Source organism: Janthinobacterium sp. SUN118 (assembly GCF_030397695.1).
Lineage (GTDB): Bacteria > Pseudomonadota > Gammaproteobacteria > Burkholderiales > Burkholderiaceae_D > Janthinobacterium.
On sequence record NZ_JAPUBV010000001.1, the window covers coordinates 901,994 to 919,988 of the forward strand.

General features: G+C 60.7%; 20 protein-coding genes. 16 read left to right on the forward strand and 4 right to left on the reverse strand.

Features of this window, described 5'->3' with window-relative positions:
• Nucleotides 1-7: 7 nt before the first annotated feature.
• From ispH to O0880_RS04120, 5 genes are all read left to right on the forward strand, one after another.
• Complete coding sequence (ispH, locus tag O0880_RS04100) at nucleotides 8-955, forward strand: 4-hydroxy-3-methylbut-2-enyl diphosphate reductase (RefSeq protein WP_071322298.1); 948 nt, start codon at nucleotides 8-10, stop codon at nucleotides 953-955.
• Nucleotides 956-1,253: 298 nt separating this feature from the next.
• The gene (locus O0880_RS04105) at nucleotides 1,254-2,183 is read left to right on the forward strand and encodes a branched-chain amino acid ABC transporter permease (RefSeq protein ID WP_071322300.1); all 930 of its coding nucleotides are present in this window, start codon (nucleotides 1,254-1,256) and stop codon (nucleotides 2,181-2,183) included.
• A gap of 22 nt (nucleotides 2,184-2,205) precedes the next feature.
• A complete protein-coding gene (locus O0880_RS04110; protein WP_071322301.1) occupies nucleotides 2,206-3,423 on the forward strand; it encodes an ABC transporter ATP-binding protein in 1,218 nt (405 codons plus the stop codon).
• 14 nt (nucleotides 3,424-3,437) lie between these two features.
• Nucleotides 3,438-4,211, forward strand: coding sequence for an ABC transporter ATP-binding protein (locus O0880_RS04115; RefSeq protein ID WP_289885201.1), 774 nt, complete (start codon nucleotides 3,438-3,440; stop codon nucleotides 4,209-4,211).
• The gene (locus tag O0880_RS04120) at nucleotides 4,208-4,945 is read left to right on the forward strand and encodes an ABC transporter ATP-binding protein (protein ID WP_289885203.1); all 738 of its coding nucleotides are present in this window, start codon (nucleotides 4,208-4,210) and stop codon (nucleotides 4,943-4,945) included. The genes O0880_RS04115 and O0880_RS04120 overlap by 4 nt, the downstream gene beginning before the upstream one ends.
• Before the next feature lie 126 nt (nucleotides 4,946-5,071).
• Here O0880_RS04120 and O0880_RS04125 read toward each other — a convergent pair whose 3' ends face one another.
• Nucleotides 5,072-5,638, reverse strand: coding sequence for a phasin family protein (locus O0880_RS04125; protein ID WP_071322304.1), 567 nt, complete (start codon nucleotides 5,636-5,638; stop codon nucleotides 5,072-5,074).
• A 424-nt stretch (nucleotides 5,639-6,062) separates the two neighbouring features.
• Here O0880_RS04125 and O0880_RS04130 point away from each other — a divergent pair, with 424 nt between their 5' ends.
• The 3 genes from O0880_RS04130 to pbpG all read left to right on the forward strand — a co-directional run bounded on the left by O0880_RS04130 (nucleotide 6,063) and on the right by pbpG (nucleotide 8,909).
• Complete coding sequence (locus tag O0880_RS04130) at nucleotides 6,063-6,914, forward strand: DMT family transporter (protein WP_226941420.1); 852 nt, start codon at nucleotides 6,063-6,065, stop codon at nucleotides 6,912-6,914.
• A 42-nt stretch (nucleotides 6,915-6,956) separates the two neighbouring features.
• The gene (locus O0880_RS04135; protein WP_071322306.1) at nucleotides 6,957-7,658 is read left to right on the forward strand and encodes a nitroreductase; all 702 of its coding nucleotides are present in this window, start codon (nucleotides 6,957-6,959) and stop codon (nucleotides 7,656-7,658) included.
• Nucleotides 7,659-7,835: 177 nt separating this feature from the next.
• Nucleotides 7,836-8,909, forward strand: a complete 1,074-nt coding sequence (gene pbpG, locus O0880_RS04140) for a D-alanyl-D-alanine endopeptidase (RefSeq protein WP_071322307.1) — start codon at nucleotides 7,836-7,838, stop codon at nucleotides 8,907-8,909.
• 51 nt (nucleotides 8,910-8,960) lie between these two features.
• Here the strand turns inward: pbpG and O0880_RS04145 are convergent, their stop codons facing one another.
• On the reverse strand, nucleotides 8,961-9,740 hold the full coding sequence (locus O0880_RS04145; protein WP_046685991.1) for an IclR family transcriptional regulator: 780 nt from the start codon (nucleotides 9,738-9,740) through the stop codon (nucleotides 8,961-8,963).
• 154 nt (nucleotides 9,741-9,894) lie between these two features.
• Here O0880_RS04145 and O0880_RS04150 point away from each other — a divergent pair, with 154 nt between their 5' ends.
• From O0880_RS04150 to O0880_RS04185, 8 genes are all read left to right on the forward strand, one after another.
• Entirely contained in the window at nucleotides 9,895-10,278 is a 384-nt protein-coding gene (locus O0880_RS04150; RefSeq protein ID WP_289885206.1) for a diacylglycerol kinase, read from the forward strand.
• Nucleotides 10,279-10,550: 272 nt separating this feature from the next.
• On the forward strand, nucleotides 10,551-11,555 hold the full coding sequence (locus O0880_RS04155) for a sulfate ABC transporter substrate-binding protein (protein ID WP_071322309.1): 1,005 nt from the start codon (nucleotides 10,551-10,553) through the stop codon (nucleotides 11,553-11,555).
• A gap of 51 nt (nucleotides 11,556-11,606) precedes the next feature.
• A complete protein-coding gene (locus O0880_RS04160) occupies nucleotides 11,607-12,173 on the forward strand; it encodes an alpha/beta hydrolase (protein WP_289885207.1) in 567 nt (188 codons plus the stop codon).
• A 42-nt stretch (nucleotides 12,174-12,215) separates the two neighbouring features.
• The gene (locus tag O0880_RS04165) at nucleotides 12,216-12,854 is read left to right on the forward strand and encodes a peroxiredoxin (protein WP_071322311.1); all 639 of its coding nucleotides are present in this window, start codon (nucleotides 12,216-12,218) and stop codon (nucleotides 12,852-12,854) included.
• 261 nt (nucleotides 12,855-13,115) lie between these two features.
• The gene (gene cysT, locus O0880_RS04170) at nucleotides 13,116-13,985 is read left to right on the forward strand and encodes a sulfate ABC transporter permease subunit CysT (RefSeq protein WP_289885208.1); all 870 of its coding nucleotides are present in this window, start codon (nucleotides 13,116-13,118) and stop codon (nucleotides 13,983-13,985) included.
• On the forward strand, nucleotides 13,982-14,908 hold the full coding sequence (gene cysW / locus O0880_RS04175) for a sulfate ABC transporter permease subunit CysW (protein WP_289885209.1): 927 nt from the start codon (nucleotides 13,982-13,984) through the stop codon (nucleotides 14,906-14,908). Before cysT ends, cysW begins: the two co-directional genes overlap by 4 nt.
• Nucleotide 14,909: 1 nt before the next feature.
• Complete coding sequence (locus tag O0880_RS04180) at nucleotides 14,910-15,980, forward strand: sulfate ABC transporter ATP-binding protein (RefSeq protein ID WP_035821525.1); 1,071 nt, start codon at nucleotides 14,910-14,912, stop codon at nucleotides 15,978-15,980.
• Nucleotides 15,981-15,993: 13 nt separating this feature from the next.
• The gene (locus O0880_RS04185; RefSeq protein WP_071322313.1) at nucleotides 15,994-16,926 is read left to right on the forward strand and encodes a CysB family HTH-type transcriptional regulator; all 933 of its coding nucleotides are present in this window, start codon (nucleotides 15,994-15,996) and stop codon (nucleotides 16,924-16,926) included.
• On the opposite strand, the gene O0880_RS04190 is transcribed toward O0880_RS04185, so the two are convergent.
• The gene (locus tag O0880_RS04190) at nucleotides 16,923-17,276 is read right to left on the reverse strand and encodes an MmcQ/YjbR family DNA-binding protein (RefSeq protein ID WP_289885212.1); all 354 of its coding nucleotides are present in this window, start codon (nucleotides 17,274-17,276) and stop codon (nucleotides 16,923-16,925) included. The two genes, O0880_RS04185 and O0880_RS04190, sit on opposite strands and share 4 nt — an antisense overlap.
• Nucleotides 17,273-17,884, reverse strand: a complete 612-nt coding sequence (locus tag O0880_RS04195; protein ID WP_289885214.1) for a DUF2185 domain-containing protein — start codon at nucleotides 17,882-17,884, stop codon at nucleotides 17,273-17,275. Before O0880_RS04195 ends, O0880_RS04190 begins: the two co-directional genes overlap by 4 nt.
• Nucleotides 17,885-17,995 lie beyond the last annotated feature (111 nt).

Consider the following 17,995-nt stretch of genomic DNA (forward strand, 5'->3'; position numbering starts at 1 on the left):
AATAGCGATGGATAAAGAACTGTTACTGGCCCAGCCCCGGGGTTTCTGCGCTGGCGTCGACCGGGCGATCGAAATCGTCGAGCGTGCCTTGCAGCAATTTGGCGCACCGATCTACGTGCGCCATGAAATCGTCCACAACGCCTATGTGGTGGCCGACCTGCGCAACAAGGGCGCCATCTTCATCGACGACCTCGATGACGTACCGGCTGGCAATACCCTCGTGTTTTCCGCGCATGGCGTGTCGAAAGCCGTGCGCGCCGAGGCGGAATCGCGCGGCCTGAGCATTTTTGACGCCACCTGCCCGCTGGTGACCAAGGTGCACATGGAAGTAGGCAAGATGCGCCGCGAAGGCCGCGAAATCATCATGATCGGCCACGATGGCCATCCCGAGGTGGAAGGCACGATGGGCCAGGCTGAAAAGGGCATGCACCTGGTGGAAACGCTGGAAGATGTGGCGACCTTGCAGGTCGCCAATCCGGACAGCGTGGCCTATGTGTCGCAGACAACGTTGTCAGTTGACGACACTCGCGACATTATCGAAGCGTTGAAGCAGAAATATCCGAATATTGCCGAGCCGAAAAAAGGCGACATTTGCTACGCCACCACCAACCGCCAGGAAGCCGTGAAATTCATGGCGCCGCTGGTGGAAGTGGTGATCGTCGTGGGCAGCCCGAACAGCTCGAATTCGAACCGCCTGCGCGAAGTGGCAGACAAGATGGGCACGCCTGCCTACATGGTCGACAATGCCTCGCAAATCGACCCCGCCTGGCTGGAAGGCAAGCTGCGCGTGGGCGTCACGGCCGGCGCCTCGGCGCCCGAAGTGCTGGTGCAAGCCGTGATCGACCGCTTGAAAGAGTGTGGCGTGAAGAGCGTGCGTCCGCTCGACGGCGTGCAGGAAGCCGTCACGTTCCCGATGCCGAAAGGCCTCGACGGCATCAAGCGCGACGTCGCCTGAGTTGGCTTGGCAGCCGAGTATCGATGAAATAGCCACCTCAAAACCGAATTTAATTCGGAAATGATTGAATTATTCCAAGCTTAGTTTTTGCAAAAGATCGTTATGATTGCCTCAAGCTTGAATATGTTGTCGTTATGACTAAGCGCGGTCACGCCCATTTTCAGTGCGTGCACCATGCTGGTGAGAACGGTCCAGGGATGGCACTGCAGGAATTTTTCCTCCGGTGCCGTTTTTGTATCAGCGATACATGTTCTGGCGGAAGTTGTTCCCGAAAAATGCATATTTGGATAGGGCAATCATGGATACATTCATCCAGCAGATCATTAACGGCTTGGTGCTGGGCAGCATGTATGCCTTAGTCGCCCTCGGTTACACGATGGTGTATGGCGTCTTGAACCTGATTAACTTCGCCCACGGCGACGTGCTCATGATCGGCGCCATGGTGGGCTTGAGCATCCTCAAGCTGCTGGGCATTTATGTCCCGGACTGGCCCGGCTACCTGAAACTGGCCACCGCCATCCTCGGCGCCATTCCCATCTGTATTCTGGTCAACATCATCATCGAGCGGGTCGCCTACCGCCGCCTGCGCAACGCCCCCCGCCTCGCCCCCCTGATTACCGCCATCGGCGTCTCCATCCTGCTGCAAACCTTTGCCATGATGATCTGGACGCGTAATCCCTTGCCCTTCCCGCAATTGCTGTCGACCGACCCCATCAATGTGGGCGGCGCCGTCATTTCACAAACGCAAGTATTGCTGCTGGCCCTGGCCGCCATTTCGATGGGCGGACTGGTGTTACTGGTGGAAAAGACGAAAATGGGCCGCGCCATGCGGGCCACGGCGGAAAACCCCCGCGTGGCCGGCCTCATGGGCGTCGATTCCGACAAGGTCATCGTCGCCACGTTTGCCATCGGCGCCGCGCTGGCCGCCGTGGCGGGCGTGATGTGGGGCGCCAACTATGCCTCGATTCAATTTTCCATGGGCGCCATCCCCGGCTTGAAGGCGTTCTGCGCGGCAGTGCTGGGCGGCATCGGCAATATCTATGGCGCCATGATAGGCGGCGTCCTGCTGGGCATTATCGAGAGTCTGGGCGCCGGCTATATCGGCGACATCACGGGCGGCTTCCTGGGCAGCCACTACCAGGATATCTTTGCCTTCGTCGTGCTGATCATCGTGCTGACCCTGCGCCCGTCCGGCATCATGGGCGAACGCGTGGCCGACCGCGCCTGACGTGAAACTGGGAGATTAAATCATGGCACTACTCGATTTCGACGTCAAAAAGCACCCGGCCAAGGCGTATGCCGGCATGCTGGGCCTGGCCGCGCTGCTGATGGTGTTCCCGTTTTTTGCCGCCCAGTTCGGCAACTCGTGGGTGCGCATCATCGACATGGCCTTGCTGTACATCATGCTGGCCCTGGGCCTGAACATCGTCGTCGGCTTCGCCGGCCTGCTCGACCTCGGCTACATCGCCTTCTACGCCGTGGGCGCCTACCTGACGGCCCTGCTGGCTTCGCCCCAGTTCGCCATCCTGCTCGAATCCGTGGTGAACCAGTATCCGGTGCTGGGCGAGACCCTGGTGCAGCTGATGGGCCCGGAGATCCGCGAAAACGGCATCCACCTGTCGATCTGGATCATCGTGCCGCTGGCGGCCTTTGTTGCCGGCCTGTTCGGGGCACTGCTGGGCGCGCCCACCTTGAAACTGCGCGGCGATTACCTGGCCATCGTGACCCTGGGCTTTGGCGAGATCATCCGCATCTTCATGAACAATTTGAACGACCCGATCAATTTCACGAATGGTCCGCAAGGCATCAATTTGATCGACCCCATCCGCATCTTCGGCGTCAACCTGGCGGGCGAGGCTGGCACCAACAGCACCGTCACGGTGGCCGGTTTTTCCATGCCGTCCGTGAACGCCTATTACTTCCTGTTCCTGTTCCTCTGCATCGCCGTTGTCTTCGTCACCAAGCGCCTCCAGCATTCGCGCCTGGGCCGCGCCTGGGTCGCCATCCGCGAAGACGAGATCGCCGCGAAAGCGATGGGCATCAACACGCGCAACGTGAAACTGCTGGCCTTTTCCATGGGCGCCTCGTTCGGCGGCGTGGCTGGCGCCATGTTCGCGTCGTTCCAGGGCTTCGTCTCGCCGGAATCGTTCTCGCTGACGGAATCGATCGCCGTGCTGGCGATGGTGGTGCTGGGCGGCATCGGGCATATTCCCGGCGTGATCCTCGGCGGCGTGATTCTCGCCTCGATCCCCGAAGTGCTGCGCCACGTGGTGGAGCCGGCCCAGCAGGCGCTGTTCGGCCACGTGGTGATCGAGGCGGAAGTGCTGCGCCAGCTGCTGTACGGCCTGGCCATGGTCTTGATCATGCTCAACCGTCCCGCCGGCCTGTGGCCGGCGCCGAAGCACGAGGACCGGCCCGACCATGATGTGGATCAACCGAACAAATCAACCGGCGTCGTGTCCGCTTAAGGAAGGAAAGCACCATGAGCGAACAGATCATTCTCAATATCGCCGGCGTGAATAAACGTTTCGGCGGCCTGCAGGCGTTGACCGACGTGGGCATCACCATCCGCCAGGGGCAGATCTATGGCTTGATCGGCCCGAACGGCGCCGGCAAGACCACCTTCTTCAATGTCATCACGGGCCTGTACCAGCCGGACACGGGCACGTTCGAGCTGGCCGGCAAGCCGTATTCGCCGTCGGCGCCGCACAAGGTGGCCAAGGCGGGCATCGCGCGCACCTTCCAGAATATCCGCCTGTTCGGCGACATGACGGCGCTGGAAAACGTCATGGTGGGGCGCCATGTGCGCTCGCACCAGGGCGTGTTCGGCGCCATCTTCCGCCACAAGGCGGCGCGCGAGGAAGAGGCGTCGATTCGCCAGCGGGCCATGGAGCTGCTCGATTTCGTCGGCATCGCCCAGTTCGCCAACCGCACTTCGCGCTTCCTGTCGTATGGCGACCAGCGGCGCCTGGAAATCGCCCGCGCGCTGGCTACCGACCCTACCCTGCTGGCCCTCGACGAGCCGGCGGCCGGCATGAACGCGACGGAAAAGCTGGCCCTGCGCGAGTTGCTGGTGAAAATCAAGGCGGAAGGCAAGACCGTGCTGCTGATCGAGCACGACGTGAAACTGATGATGGGGCTGTGCGACCGCATCACGGTGCTCGAGTATGGCAAGCGCATCGCCGAAGGCTTGCCGGCCGAAATACAGCAAAACCCGGCCGTGATCGAGGCTTACCTGGGGGGATCGCACGCATGAGCAGCAATGGATGGAACAAGAACGTATTGAAAGTGGCGGGCCTGCATGTGGCCTATGGCGGCATCAAGGCCGTCAAGGGCATCGACCTGGAAGTCAACGAAGGCGAGCTGATCGCCCTGATCGGCGCGAACGGCGCAGGCAAGACGACGACACTGAAAGCCATCACGGGAACTTTGCCTGCATGCAAGGTCGATGGCACCATCACTTACATGGGCGAGTCGCTCAAGGGCAGCAAGTCGTTTCACCTGGTGGAGAAGAAGCTGGCCATGGTGCCGGAAGGGCGGGGCGTGTTTACGCGCATGTCGATCCGGGAAAACCTCATGATGGGTGCCTACACGCGCACGGACAAGGTAGGGATCGAGACCGACATCGGCCGCTGGTTCGACGTCTTTCCGCGCCTGAAGGAGCGGGCGGCGCAGATGGCCGGCACCTTGTCGGGCGGCGAGCAGCAGATGCTGGCCATGGCGCGCGCCCTGATGAGTCATCCGAAGCTGCTGCTGCTCGACGAGCCGTCGATGGGCCTGTCGCCCATCATGGTCGAGAAAATCTTCGAGGTGATCCGCAAGGTGTCGTCGGAAGGCATCACGATCTTGCTGGTCGAACAGAATGCCCGTTTGGCCCTGCAGGCGGCGCACCGCGGCTATGTGATGGATTCCGGCCTGGTGACCATGGGCGGCAACGCGGCCGACATGCTCGACGATCCGCGCGTGAAGGCAGCGTACCTGGGCGAGTAGGAAGCGCCAGGCAAAAAAATACCCCGGCAGTGGTGCCGGGGCAAGAGACATCCGTGGAGGAGTACAAGACGGATGCCGGAGGAGCGGGTAGTGCGGGGGCCGCCATGGCGGCCCGTGCCTCAAAAATTACTTGGCGGCAGCGCGCGGCACGACTTTTTCAGCCGCTTGCGTGAACTGGTTCACGGCCGAGGTCAGGTTCGCTTCGATGGCTTCGACGGCTTGCTTGCTGGTTTTCGAGAATTGCTCGTAGCCTGCATTGGCGTTGCCGATGGCGCTTTTCAGGATGGCGACGGCATTTTCCGAACCGGCTGGTGCATTCTTGGTCACTTCATCGACCAGCGAAATGACTTTACGGTTCGTTTCGGCGATTTGCGATTCAGCCGCTTTGCTGAATTCAGCTTGCGTGCTGGACGTGATGGCAGCCAGGTGACGGCCGTAAGCGATGGCTTTTTCGGCGCTAGGCTGGGCTTGGGCTGCGGTCAGCGAGAAAAATTCTTGTGGATCTTTTGCCGACAGCAATTGCTTGGCGGCGGCCGTGGATTCTTCCAGCGTTGCCTTGGCGGCGGTCAGGTTCAGTTCGACGATCTTTTCGATGCCTTCGAAGGCCTTGCCCGTCAGCGACGAGAACAGGGCGAATTGGGCTTCCAGGTTGGCTTTGGTGGCGGACGAGAACTGCTCAGGAATTGAAAACATATAAATCTCCAAAAAATCGAAATCTGGTTAATTTGATGCTGCGTGTACCGTTTGGGAAGCAGGTGTATCTAAATTTTCAAGCTGAACAAGTAATTGTGCAACGCAACAAACCCTATTCTACGGTTAAAAAAAACGAAGTCAAGCGATTCTTGTGCGATGCAACAATTGAATAGATTTGCATCAAAAGCCATTGTTTCTAAAGAGAAATATTTGATTTCTGAGTGTCAATGGTTTAGCCCTAAACCATTATTTCCCCGCCTTTCAGGACGGGTGCGGCGCAGCATGCTAGACTTTGCCTCCCGCACCGGCGCACCGCCCCGGTGAGTATCCCGTTTCCCGAGTCGATACCATGTCCAATCTTCCCGCCGCGGCTGGCGCCAGCGGCAAAGCCCCCAAAGCCCCTTTCTTGACCACCGTGGCGCCGATGGCCTTGCCCGCTTTCTTCGTGTTGTTATGGAGCACAGGTTTTATCGTGGCCAAGTTCGGCCTGCCGTATGCGCCGCCGCTGACCTTTTTGCTGCTGCGCTTCCTGGGCGTGCTGGTCATTTTGCTGCCGCTGGTGCTGATCTTGCGCGCGCCGTGGCCCGTGGGACAGTTCCGCCAGATCGCCGTGGCCGGCATCCTGATGCAGGCCGGCTACCTGGCCGGCGTCTGGTGCGCCATCAAGCTGGGCATGCCGGCCGGCCTGTCCGCCCTGATCGTGGGCATGCAGCCCGTGCTGACGGCCTGCGCCGCGCCGCTGATCGGCGAATCCGTGCGTCCGCGCCAGTGGCTGGGCCTGTTCTTTGGCTTGCTGGGCGTGGCTTTGGTCGTGTACGCGAAGATCAACCTCGTGGGCCTGACCGTGGAAAGCGTGCTGCTGTGCGTGTTCGCGCTGCTGTCGATGACGGCCGGCACCATGTACCAAAAACGCCACTGTCCGCAGTTCGACTTGCGCACCGGCACGGTGGTGCAGTTTGCCGCCTCCATCGTCGTCGTGTTGCCATTCGCCCTGTATTACGAGGGACTGGATCTGCATTTCAGCAATGTGCAATGGACAGCGAACTTCATCGGCGCCCTGCTGTGGTCGGTACTCGTGCTGTCCATCGGCGCCATCTTCCTGCTGTTCGCCCTGATCCGCCGCAGCGACGCCACGAAAGTGACGGGCTTGCTGTACCTGACGCCGCCGACGACGGCCGTCATGGCCTGGCTGATGTTTGGCGAAGCCTTTAATATGCTGGGTATCGCCGGCATGCTGGTGGCCGTCGTCGGCGTGGTTTTTGTTGTCAAGAAATAGCAGGAGAGCAGGACAGTGAGCAAGCAAGCATCCGGTTTACCCATGGAAATGTCACAGCAGCAAGCCGTCGACGCGGCGATTCAGTCGCGCCGCTCGATCCGCGCCTTCCTGCCCACGCCGGTGGCGCAGGACGACATCGCGCGCATCCTGGAAGTGGCGGCGCGCGCGCCCTCGGGCGCCAACATGCAGCCGTGGAAAGTGTATGTGCTGTCGGGCGAGGCGCGCCAGCGCCTGTCGCGCCGCATCCTCGACGCCTATGCGGCGCCGAAAGCGCCCGATGCGCCCGCCCGCACGGCTTCGTATACATATTACCCGCGCCAGTGGACGGCGCCGTTCATCGAGCGCCGCCGCAAGATCGGCCTGGACCTGTATCAACTGCTGGGCCTGGAGCGGGGCGACACGGCCGGCATGGCCGCCCAGCATGGCCGCAATTTCCAGTTTTTCGACGCGCCCGTCGGCCTGATCTTCACCATCGAACGCGTGCTGGAGCAGGGCTCCTGGCTCGATTACGGCATGTTCCTGCAAAACATCATGCTGGCCGCGCGTGCGCGCGGACTCGATACCTGCCCGCAAGCCGCTTTCATCCATTACCATGACATCATCCGCGACGAACTGGGCGTGCCCGCCAGTGAAATGGTGGTGTGCGGCATGGCGCTTGGCTATGCCGACCCCGACAAGGTCGAGAACCGCCTGAGCACGGAGCGCGAGCCCCTGTCCGGTTTTGTTAAATTCATTGTCACTTAGTAATCTATGGTTATTTAAATAAGTAAACAGATCATCAAGGATGAGCTTGTTTGCTGATCGCTAACGATTTGTATTTCATTGCTGCAATAAATACTGTCTTAACTGTTAAATAGGCTTGCGATTACTCTGCATTTCGCTACACTGCAATAAGGCAACAGCTTCACGGGGAATTATCGAATGGCTAAGTTTAAACTTGCGCTGGGTATCCTGGCTTCCCTGCTGTTTGCGCTGGCGCCGGCCGCGGCCGTGCAAGCCAGGGAAGCGCACGGCAAATCCTCGGCATCCAAGAAACAAAATACCAAGAAAGTCAAAGTCGTGCTGCGCAAAGGCGCGACGGCCGCGCCGCGCGAAAAGACCGTGCGCCGGGTCGTCATGGTGCGCGGCAAGCGCAAGGTCGTGTATCAGAAGGTCAGCAGCGTGGCCGTGCCGATGGCCGCGCCTATGCCCACCATGGGCGATCTGGCCGGCCTGAACCTGACGCGCGATCCGCTCGACCTCAAATCGAGCGTGGCGCTGGTGCTGGACCAGGCCAATGCGGAAGTGCTGTTTGAAAAGAATTCCAACGTGGCCCTGCCCATCGCCTCCATTACCAAGATGATGACGGGCCTGGTCGTGGTCGAAGCGCGCCAGGACATGGATGAGCTGCTGACGATCACGGACGAGGATGTCGACCGTGCCAAGTTCAGCAGTTCTCGCCTGAAAGTGGGCTCGCAATTAACACGTGGCAATATGCTGCACATCGCCCTGATGAGTTCGGAAAACCGCGCCGCTTCTGCGCTGGGCCGCAATTATCCGGGCGGCTTGCCATCGTTTGTCGACGCCATGAACAGCAAGGCGCGCCAGCTGGGCATGATGGATACGCATTATGTCGATTCCAGCGGCTTGTCGAAAATGAACGTGGCCAGCGCGCGCGACCTGGGCAAGCTGGCCATGGCCGCCTTCCAGCATCCGCTGCTGCGCCAGTACTCGACGGACCCGAAAGCCATCGTCGAAGCCAGCGGCCAACCCATGCAATTTGGCAATACGAATCACCTGGTGGCCAATCCGGGCTGGGAAATCGGCTTGCAAAAGACGGGCTTCATCAATGAGGCGGGACGTTGCCTGATGATGCAGGCCGTCATCGAAGGACGGGCCGTGATCATGGTGTTCCTCGATTCCAAAGGGAAACAGTCACGTACGGCCGATGCGGGACGCATGCGCAAGTGGCTGGAGGCACTGAAACCCGCCAATATGAGCCTGCCTGGCGGCTAAAGTGTCCAGGGCGGCGTTGCCTTGCCCTGAACATTTTTATGCGGCAGCGGTCTAGTCTTGCGGGATAAAACCCAAGGTGACGGAAATCTGGTTCGCCGTCTCGACCAGGTCGACCAGCCACTCATCCTGCAGGCGGTCGGCCGGGGCGGAGATCGACAGGCCGGCGATCAGCTTGCCAGAGTCGTCGCGGATGCCGGCCGCCATGCAGCGCACGCCCAGTTCCAGCTCCTCATTGTCGCGCGCATAGCCGCGCTCGCGCACCAGGCTCAGTTCGCGCTCGAGCTTTTGCAGATCCGTGATGGAATTCTTGTTGTGCCCGGCAAGACCCGTGCGCGTGGCGTAGGCGCGGATGGCTTTCGGTTCGTCCACGGAGAGGAACAGCTTGCCCGTCGACGTCAGGTGCAGCGGGCCGCGCCCGCCGATGGCGCGCACCACCTGCATGCCCGAGCGCTCGGAAAACGCGCGGTCGATGTAGACGATTTCATCGCCCTGGCGCACGGACAGGTTGATCGTCTGCTGGGTTTTCTTGTGCAGCTGGCGCATGAAGTCCAGCGCCGCTTCGCGCACGCTGAGACGGCTTTTCACCACATTGCCCAGTTCCAGCAGGCGCATGCCGAGACGGTAGGTGCCCGGTTCGATGCGGTCGACAAAACGCGTCAGCACCATGTCGTTGAGGATGCGGTGCGCCGTCGACGGGTGCAGGCCCGATACCTTGGACAATTCCTTCAGGCTGACCGGATCGGAATATTTGGCCAGGGCATCGAGCAGGGCGACCATGCGCTCGATCACCTGGATCGTCGTCTTCGGGGCTGCGACCGGTTCAATTTTCATGATGGATTTGGTGCAATGCAGTATTCATGCTTCTTTATACCATGATGTGAAAAAATAGTGAAATGTTCTGAGATATTCAGCGAAAAAATTGTCACAATTCCTATGCCGGCCGTCATAATGCGTGGACGGCACGTGCTTTGAACCCTGGAAAACTATGCAACCTGTAAATGAATTCAAGAGTAAAAGTGGCTTGAAACGGATCTTTTCCGCCTTTTTCTATTCGCTCGACGGCTTGAAGTCGGCGTGGCGCCATGAACATGCGTTTCGCCAGGAACTGGGCCTGTTTGTCGTCGGCACGGTGATCGCCTTGCTGCTGCGCATCTCCGCGTTTGAAAAGCTGGTGCTGATCGGCGTGCTGTTGCTGGTACTGATCGTCGAATTGATCAATTCGGCGCTGGAAGCCGTGGTCGACCGCATCTCGCTCGAACGCCATCCGCTGTCGAAAAATGCCAAGGACTTCGGCAGCGCGGCCGTGCTGCTGACCTGCCTGCTGGCCTTTGCCACGTGGGCCGTGGTCATGTTCAACCGTTTCTATTGAACACTTGTCAAACCCTGCTGCGCGTCGGCATGGGCAGCCTGCGATGCTCACTGCCTCGGCGGCCCCGTGCTCAGCACAGTTGCGCTTCTCGACCGCCGCTCCCTTCCGCTCGCTACGGTTTTGTCAGGTGTCCTCGGTCTTAACTGCTTTATCCCCGGTGCACGCCGTCCATATGCGAAAAACGCATATCAAACGGCGAAACGCTTCGTTCTCTTTGCGGCCGATGCGCCGTAATCTGGTGGCTCTGAAAGTTCAACCACCGGGGATCTTAGATGCTGTCGAAAAAAATCATCATTGCCGCCGCCATCAGTGCGTTTGCCGTTTTGCAAACCGCGCAAGCTGCCGATATCACCCTGCTCAATGTGTCGTATGACCCGACGCGCGAGCTGTACCAGGATGTGAATACGGCGTTTGCCAAGGAATGGAAGGGCAAGACGGGCGACAACGTCAAGATCAAGCAATCGCATGGTGGTTCCGGCAAGCAGGCGCGCGCCGTCATCGACGGCCTGGAGGCGGACGTGGTGACCCTGGCCCTGGCCTACGACATCGACGCGCTGGCCGAGCACAAGCTGCTGGCCGCCGACTGGCAAAAGCGCTTGACGCACAACAGCTCGCCTTACACCTCGACCATCGTGTTCCTGGTGCGCAAGGGCAACCCGAAAGGCATCAAGGATTGGAACGACCTGATCAAGCCGGGCGTGTCCGTCATCACGCCGAACCCGAAGACCTCGGGCGGCGCCCGCTGGAACCATCTGGCCGCCTGGGGCTATGCGCTGCGCCAGCCGGGCGGCAACGAAGCCAAGGCCAAGGATTTCCTCGGCAAACTGTATAAAAACGTGCCCGTGCTCGATTCCGGCGCGCGCGGCGCCACCACCACCTTCGTCGAACGCGGCATCGGCGACGTGTTGATCGCCTGGGAAAACGAGGCTTATCTTGCCGTCAAGGAACTGGGGCCGACCAAGTTCGACATCATCACGCCGTCCGTCAGCATCCTGGCCGAGCCGCCGGTCGCCGTCGTCGACAAGTTTGCCGACAAGCACGGCACGCGCAAGGTGGCCGAGGCTTACCTGAACTACCTGTACACGGACGAGGCGCAAGATATCATCGCCAAGAACTACTACCGTCCGGCAACGGACAAGGCGGCCAAGAAATACGCGTCGCAGTTCGCCAAGGTCAACCTGTTCACCATCGAGCAAGTGGCGGGCGGCTGGACGGCAGCACAGAAGGCGCACTTCGCCGACGGCGGCATCTTCGACCAGATTTATCAACCGAAATAATCGTCCATGGCAGGCGCAAGCCTGCCCGTCCTGCACTGTTAAGGATCCATCATGGCGCTGCGCAGCTTTTCCGATTACCGGGTATTGATCGTGCCGGGCCTGCATAACAGCGGGCCCGAGCACTGGCAGAGCCGCTGGCAGCGCCTGTATCCGCAATTCGAGCGGGTCGAGCAGGATGACTGGGAGCGGCCCGACCTGGCCACCTGGTCGGCGCGCCTGGACCAGGTGCGGCGGCAGGATACGCGTCCGACCCTGATCGTCGCCCACAGCTTCGGCTGCCTGACGACGGCGCACAGCCTGGCCCGCGATGCGCAAGGCGTGGCTGGCGTGTTGCTGGTGGGGCCGGCCGACCCCGACAAGTTTGGCGTGGCGAAAGCCTTGCCGCAGAAACGCTTGCCATGTCCCGGCATCCTCATCGCCAGCCAGACGGATCCGTGGATGACGGCCGAGCACGCCACGCAATGGGCGCGGCGCTGGAATTGCAAGTATATTGATGGCGGTGCCTTGGGCCATATCAACGCGGAATCGGGTCTGGGCGACTGGATCTATGGCCAGGCGCAATTGCAGACACTGTTTGATCTGGCGCAAAACGACAAGCGCCACCGTCAGGCAGCCTGATTCGACGACCATCCCGCCACACAACCTCACAAGGAGATTACGATGACTTTACGCCTGGGCGATGTCGCCCCTGATTTTGAACAAGACAGCTCCATCGGCACGCTGAAGTTCCATGAGTGGGCCGGCAATTCCTGGGTGGTGCTGTTTTCCCACCCGGCCGACTTTACGCCCGTGTGCACGACGGAACTGGGGCTGACGGCCAAGCTGAAGCCGGAATTCGACAAGCGCAACGTGAAGGCCATCGCCCTGTCCGTGGACGCGGCCGAGTCGCACAAGAGCTGGATCAAGGATATCGAGGAGACGCAAAACACGGTGGTGGGCTTCCCCATCATCGCCGACGTCGACAAGAAGGTGTCCGTGCTGTACGACATGATCCACCCGGAACAGTCCGTCACGGCCACCGTGCGTTCCGTGTTCATCATCGACCCGAACAAGAAAGTACGGCTGATCCTCACGTATCCGCTGAGCACGGGCCGCAACTTCAATGAAATCCTGCGCGTCATCGACGCCCTGCAACTGACGGACGGCTATACGGTGGCCACGCCCGGCAACTGGAAGGATGGCGACGACGTCATCATTCCCTTGACCGTGCAAGACCCGGACGTGATCAAGCAGAAATATCCGAAGGGCTTTACGGCGGCCAAGCCCTACCTGCGTCTTACGCCGCAACCGAACAAGTAAGGGCAGCGAAAAACGTCCATGGCGTTGTTGCATTGCCTCGCCGTACCCTCGTACTGTGTTCGGCAACGCGCCTGGCCCTGAACGTTTTATTCGGCACTCCATAAAAACGCACCTCGCCGGTGCGTTTTTTTTCGCCCAACGATTCGCTGGGCAAGTATGCAAAATCCATCTAAGCAAATGAGAAATGGTTAGTTCTTTTTATAACGATTGCATGTGAATATTGCACCCTGTTACTCGAAAATGTAATAAGAAGGAGTCTTTATGTCTGCAGCATCAGCATCGCCCGCGCCGGTCAAGGCGCGCGGCGCGCCGTTTCGAGTCATGCCGGGGTTTAAGCTGTCACTGGGCTTCACGCTCTTTTACCTGGCCTTGATCGTCCTCATTCCGCTGTCGTCGGTGTTCCTGAAAACCTTCACCATGACATGGGACGCCTTCTTCAGCGCCGTCATGTCCGAGCGCGTGATGGCGTCGTACCGGTTGACGTTCGGCGCTTCGCTGATCGCCGCCTTCCTGAACGTGGTGTTTGGCGGCATCCTGGCCTGGGTGCTGGTGCGCTACAAATTTCCCGGCAAGCGCATCATTGACGCGCTGGTCGACTTGCCGTTCGCCCTGCCGACGGCCGTGGCCGGCATCACGCTGACGGCCCTGTACTCGTCGAACGGCTGGTTCGGCCAGTTCATCGAAGGCGTGCTGGGCATCAAGGTGGCGTTCACGCCGCTGGGCGTGGTGGTGGCGCTGACCTTCATCGGCTTGCCGTTTGTCGTGCGCACCGTGCAACCGGTGCTGGAAGACGCGGAAAAGGAACTGGAAGAGGCGGCCGCCAGCCTGGGTGCCAATTCGCTGCAAACCTTTATCCGCGTCATCTTCCCCACCATCCTGCCCTCGCTGCTGACGGGCTTTGCGCTGGCCTTTGCCCGCGCCACGGGCGAATACGGTTCCGTGATCTTTATTGCCGGCAACATGCCGATGGTGTCGGAAATCACGCCGCTGTTCATTATTACCAAGCTGGAGCAATACGATTATGCGGGCGCCACGGCCATTGCCGTGGTGATGCTGGTGGTGTCCTTCCTGCTGTTGTTGACGATTAACCTGCTGCAAGCATGGACGCGCGGAAAGGCGAAGAAAACATGAGTACGAATATTACTGCCGTCGCCGGCGCGGAAGATGTGTTGCCGAAAACGCGACGCATCGAACCGAACATCGGCCCCGTCGTGCTCGAACCGCTGTGGGTGCGCACGGTATTGATCACCATTGCCCTGCTGTTCCTGACGACCTTCCTGATCGTGCCCCTGGTGGCCGTGTTTGCGGAAGCGTTCAAGAAGGGCTGGGAAGCGTATGTCGCGGCCATCATCGATCCGGACGCGATTTCCGCCATTAAATTGACCCTGATCACGGCCGCCATCGCCGTACCGCTGAACCTGGTCTTCGGCGTGGCCGCTTCCTGGTGCATCGCCAAGTTCGAGTTCCGCGGCAAGAGCATCCTGCTGACCCTGATCGACTTGCCGTTTTCCGTCTCGCCCGTGATTTCCGGCCTGATCTATGTGCTGATGTTTGGCGCCCAGGGCTGGTTCGGTCCGTGGCTGCAGGCGCACGACATCAAGATTCTGTTCGCCGTGCCCGGCATCGTGCTGGCCACCATCTTTATTACCTTCCCATTCGTCGCGCGCGAACTGATCCCGCTGATGCAGTCGCAGGGCAGCGAAGAGGAAGAAGCGGCCATCGTGCTGGGTGCCTCGGGCTGGAATACCTTCCGCCGCGTGACTTTGCCGAATATCAAGTGGGGCTTGCTGTACGGCGTGATCCTGTGTAACGCCCGCGCCATGGGCGAGTTCGGCGCCGTATCGGTCGTGTCCGGCCATATCCGCGGCGAAACCAACACCATGCCCCTGCAGGTGGAGATTCTGTACAACGAGTACAACTTCGCCGCCGCGTTTGCCGTCGCCTCGCTGCTGGCCTTGCTGGCCCTGGTGACCCTGGCCCTGAAAGCCTTCATTGAGTGGCGTTTGAACGAGAGCGACGCCGACGATTCCGCCTTACGTTCCACGGAGCACTGACATGACCATCGCAGTTAAAAACATCAACAAGCGTTTCGGCGATTTCGTCGCCCTCGACAATATCTCGCTGGATTTTCCCGCCGGCGAATTGACGGCCCTGCTGGGCCCGTCGGGTTGCGGTAAAACAACCTTGCTGCGCATTATTGCTGGCCTGGAACATCCGGACAGCGGCCAGGTGCTGCTGGATGCGGAAGATGCGTCGAACCGCCACGTGCGCGAGCGCCAGGTCGGTTTCGTGTTCCAGCATTACGCGCTGTTCAAGCATATGACCGTCTTTGAAAACGTGGCCTTCGGCTTGCGCGTGAAGTCGCGCAGCGAGCGCCCGTCGGAAGACCAGATCCGCCGCAAGGTTAAGGATTTGCTGGAGCTGGTGCAGCTGGACTGGCTGGCCGACCGCTATCCGCCGCAGCTGTCGGGCGGGCAACGCCAGCGCATCGCCCTGGCGCGCGCGCTGGCCGTCGAACCGCGCGTGCTGCTGCTCGACGAGCCGTTCGGCGCATTGGATGCGAAGGTGCGCAAGGAATTGCGCCGCTGGCTGCGCCGCCTGCACGACGACTTGCACGTCACCAGCATTTTCGTCACGCATGACCAGGAAGAAGCGCTGGAAGTGGCCGACCAGGTGGTGCTGATGAACAAGGGCACGGTCGAGCAACTGGGTTCCCCCGAGCAAGTCTACAATCACCCGGCTTCGCCGTTTGTCTACGGTTTCCTCGGCAACGTCAACCTGTTCCATGGCCGCGTGCATGACGGCGTGATGGCCACGGGCGACGCCAGCTTCGAAGTGCCCGACTATGCGGGCGTGAGCGACAGCAAGGGCACGGCCTATGTGCGGCCGCACGACCTGGAGATCGACCGCTACACGCAGGGCGCGGAAGGCATCGTGGTCAAGCTGAGCCGCGCGCATGCGATCGGCCCGCTGGCCCAGCTGGACTTGCAGCGCGTCGATAACAGCGAGCTGATCGAGGCGGTGATGTCGAACGAGCGCTTCACCCATCTGCAGCTGAAGGAAGGCGAGACCCTGGTCGTGCGCCCGAAACGATTGCACGTGTTCGTTGAACCGACAAGAACCTAAAGGCTGGAACACCATGAATTTTCAACAATTGCGCTCGATCCGCGAAGCGGCCCGCCGCGGCTATAACCTGACGGAAGTGGCCAACGCCCTGTTCACGTCGCAGCCGGGCGTGAGCCGGCAAATCCGCGAACTCGAGGACGAGCTGGGCGTGGTCATTTTCGAACGCAACGGCAAGCGCTTGACGGGCTTGACGGAACCGGGCAAGGGCATCCTCAAAATCGTCGACCGCCTCTTGATCGAGGCGGAAAACCTGCAGCAGGCCAGCCTCGAGTACAGCGGCCAGACCAGCGGCACCCTGTCCGTGGCGGCCACGCACACGCAAGCCCGCTATGCGCTGCCGAAGGTGGTGCAAAGCTTCCGCGCCGCCTATCCCGAGGTGCGTATTGCGCTACAACAAAGTGCGCCTGAACATATCGCGGAATGGGTGTTGTCGGGCAAGACCGATATCGGCATCGCCACGGAAGGCCTGAGCCAGTTTCCCGATCTCGTGTCGTTCCCATGCTACCGCTGGAGCCATCTGATCGTCGTGCCGGACGGCCACCCGCTGCTCGAACATACGCCGATCCGCCTGGAAGATCTGGCGAAATACCCGCTGATTACCTACGACAAGGGGTTCACGGGACGCGGCCATATCGACGATGCGTTTGCCAAGGCGGGCGTGGCCACCGACATCATCCTGACGGCCATGGATTCCGACGTCATCAAGCAATACGTGGCGCTGGGCCTGGGCGTGGGCATCGTGGCTTCGATGGCTTTCGACCATGGCCGCGACAAGGGCTTGCGCGCCGTGGAAGCGTCGCATCTGTTCGCCACCAACACGACGCGCCTGGCCGTGCGTCGCGGCGCCTACCTGCGCGCCTATGCCTACGAATTCATTTTGCAGCTGGCGCCGGACTTGACGCGCGAAGACATCGACCGTGCCATGGCGGGCGAAGAGTCGCTTTAATCCAGCGCGGCCCGCTGCGCGCGCGTCAGGCCGGCCACGGCGCGCGCGTAGCTGTCCTGCACCAGTTCCGCCAGGTAATCGGCAGGGAATTGCGCTACATCAACGATCGTCACCCAGTGAAAGCGGCCCATGTAGCGCGCCGGTTTCACGCCGGGCATGTCCGTCAGTTCGATGAAGCGCCCGGCGCTGGCGCGCAGGCTGAAGCGCCACTGCTCGGGCATGCTGGTCTTAAAATAGGCAAATTTCTTGCCGCTCACTGCATACACGAGGATGTTCGACGGCGGGCCGTACAGCACGGCTTGCGTGCCGGGCAGGGCCGCGCACAGCTCCTTCAGTTCATCAGTCTTCATTCGTCCACCGCCATGAATTGCCGGGTGTTGCGGTCGAAGGCATAGGCCGCGCCGGTGGGAGAGTCCAGCAGCGCAATAAAACGGTCATCCACGCCGAGCACGGCGCCCAGCGACACGAGGGCCACGTTGGCGCTGTCGTTGATGTAGTCGTCGCTCTCGTCGTTGGCCGTGAAACGCCAGCCGCTGTCGTCGGCATTGTCCGGTTCCTCGCGGTACAGGTAGCCGACGGGCGCGCCGTCTTCCAGTACTCTTTTCGTGACGAAGCACAGGCCCGCATAGCGGTTGACGAGGTTGTCGTCATCGTCATGCTGCGTGTTGATGATGTGGCGCGCTTCGAAGGCGACCGTGTCTTTTGCCTGTAAATCGGCGATGTAGCCGGGCATGTTGTCGAGCTTGCCCGTGAAGTGGCCGTTGGCTTCCACCGTATCGACCAGCACCCACATGCGCTCGGCGCCCGGTGCCTGCGGAGCGTCGTTGTGGAAGGCGAAGATCAGCTTGACCACCTCGCCGGGGCGCACCTGGGCGATGGCCTCGGGCGGCGATTTGTAGAAGGTATAGGGGTGGCGCGCGGCCAGTTCGGCGGCGTCGGCCAGGTGCCAGCTGGGCATGGTGCTCCGTCGTCAAGAAGAGTAAAGCCCATGGTAGCCGATTGCACGCCTGAAAGCACGCCGCGCGCGCAGGCCGTATCATGTTCTTTCCCTCTCTCACACCAAGGACAG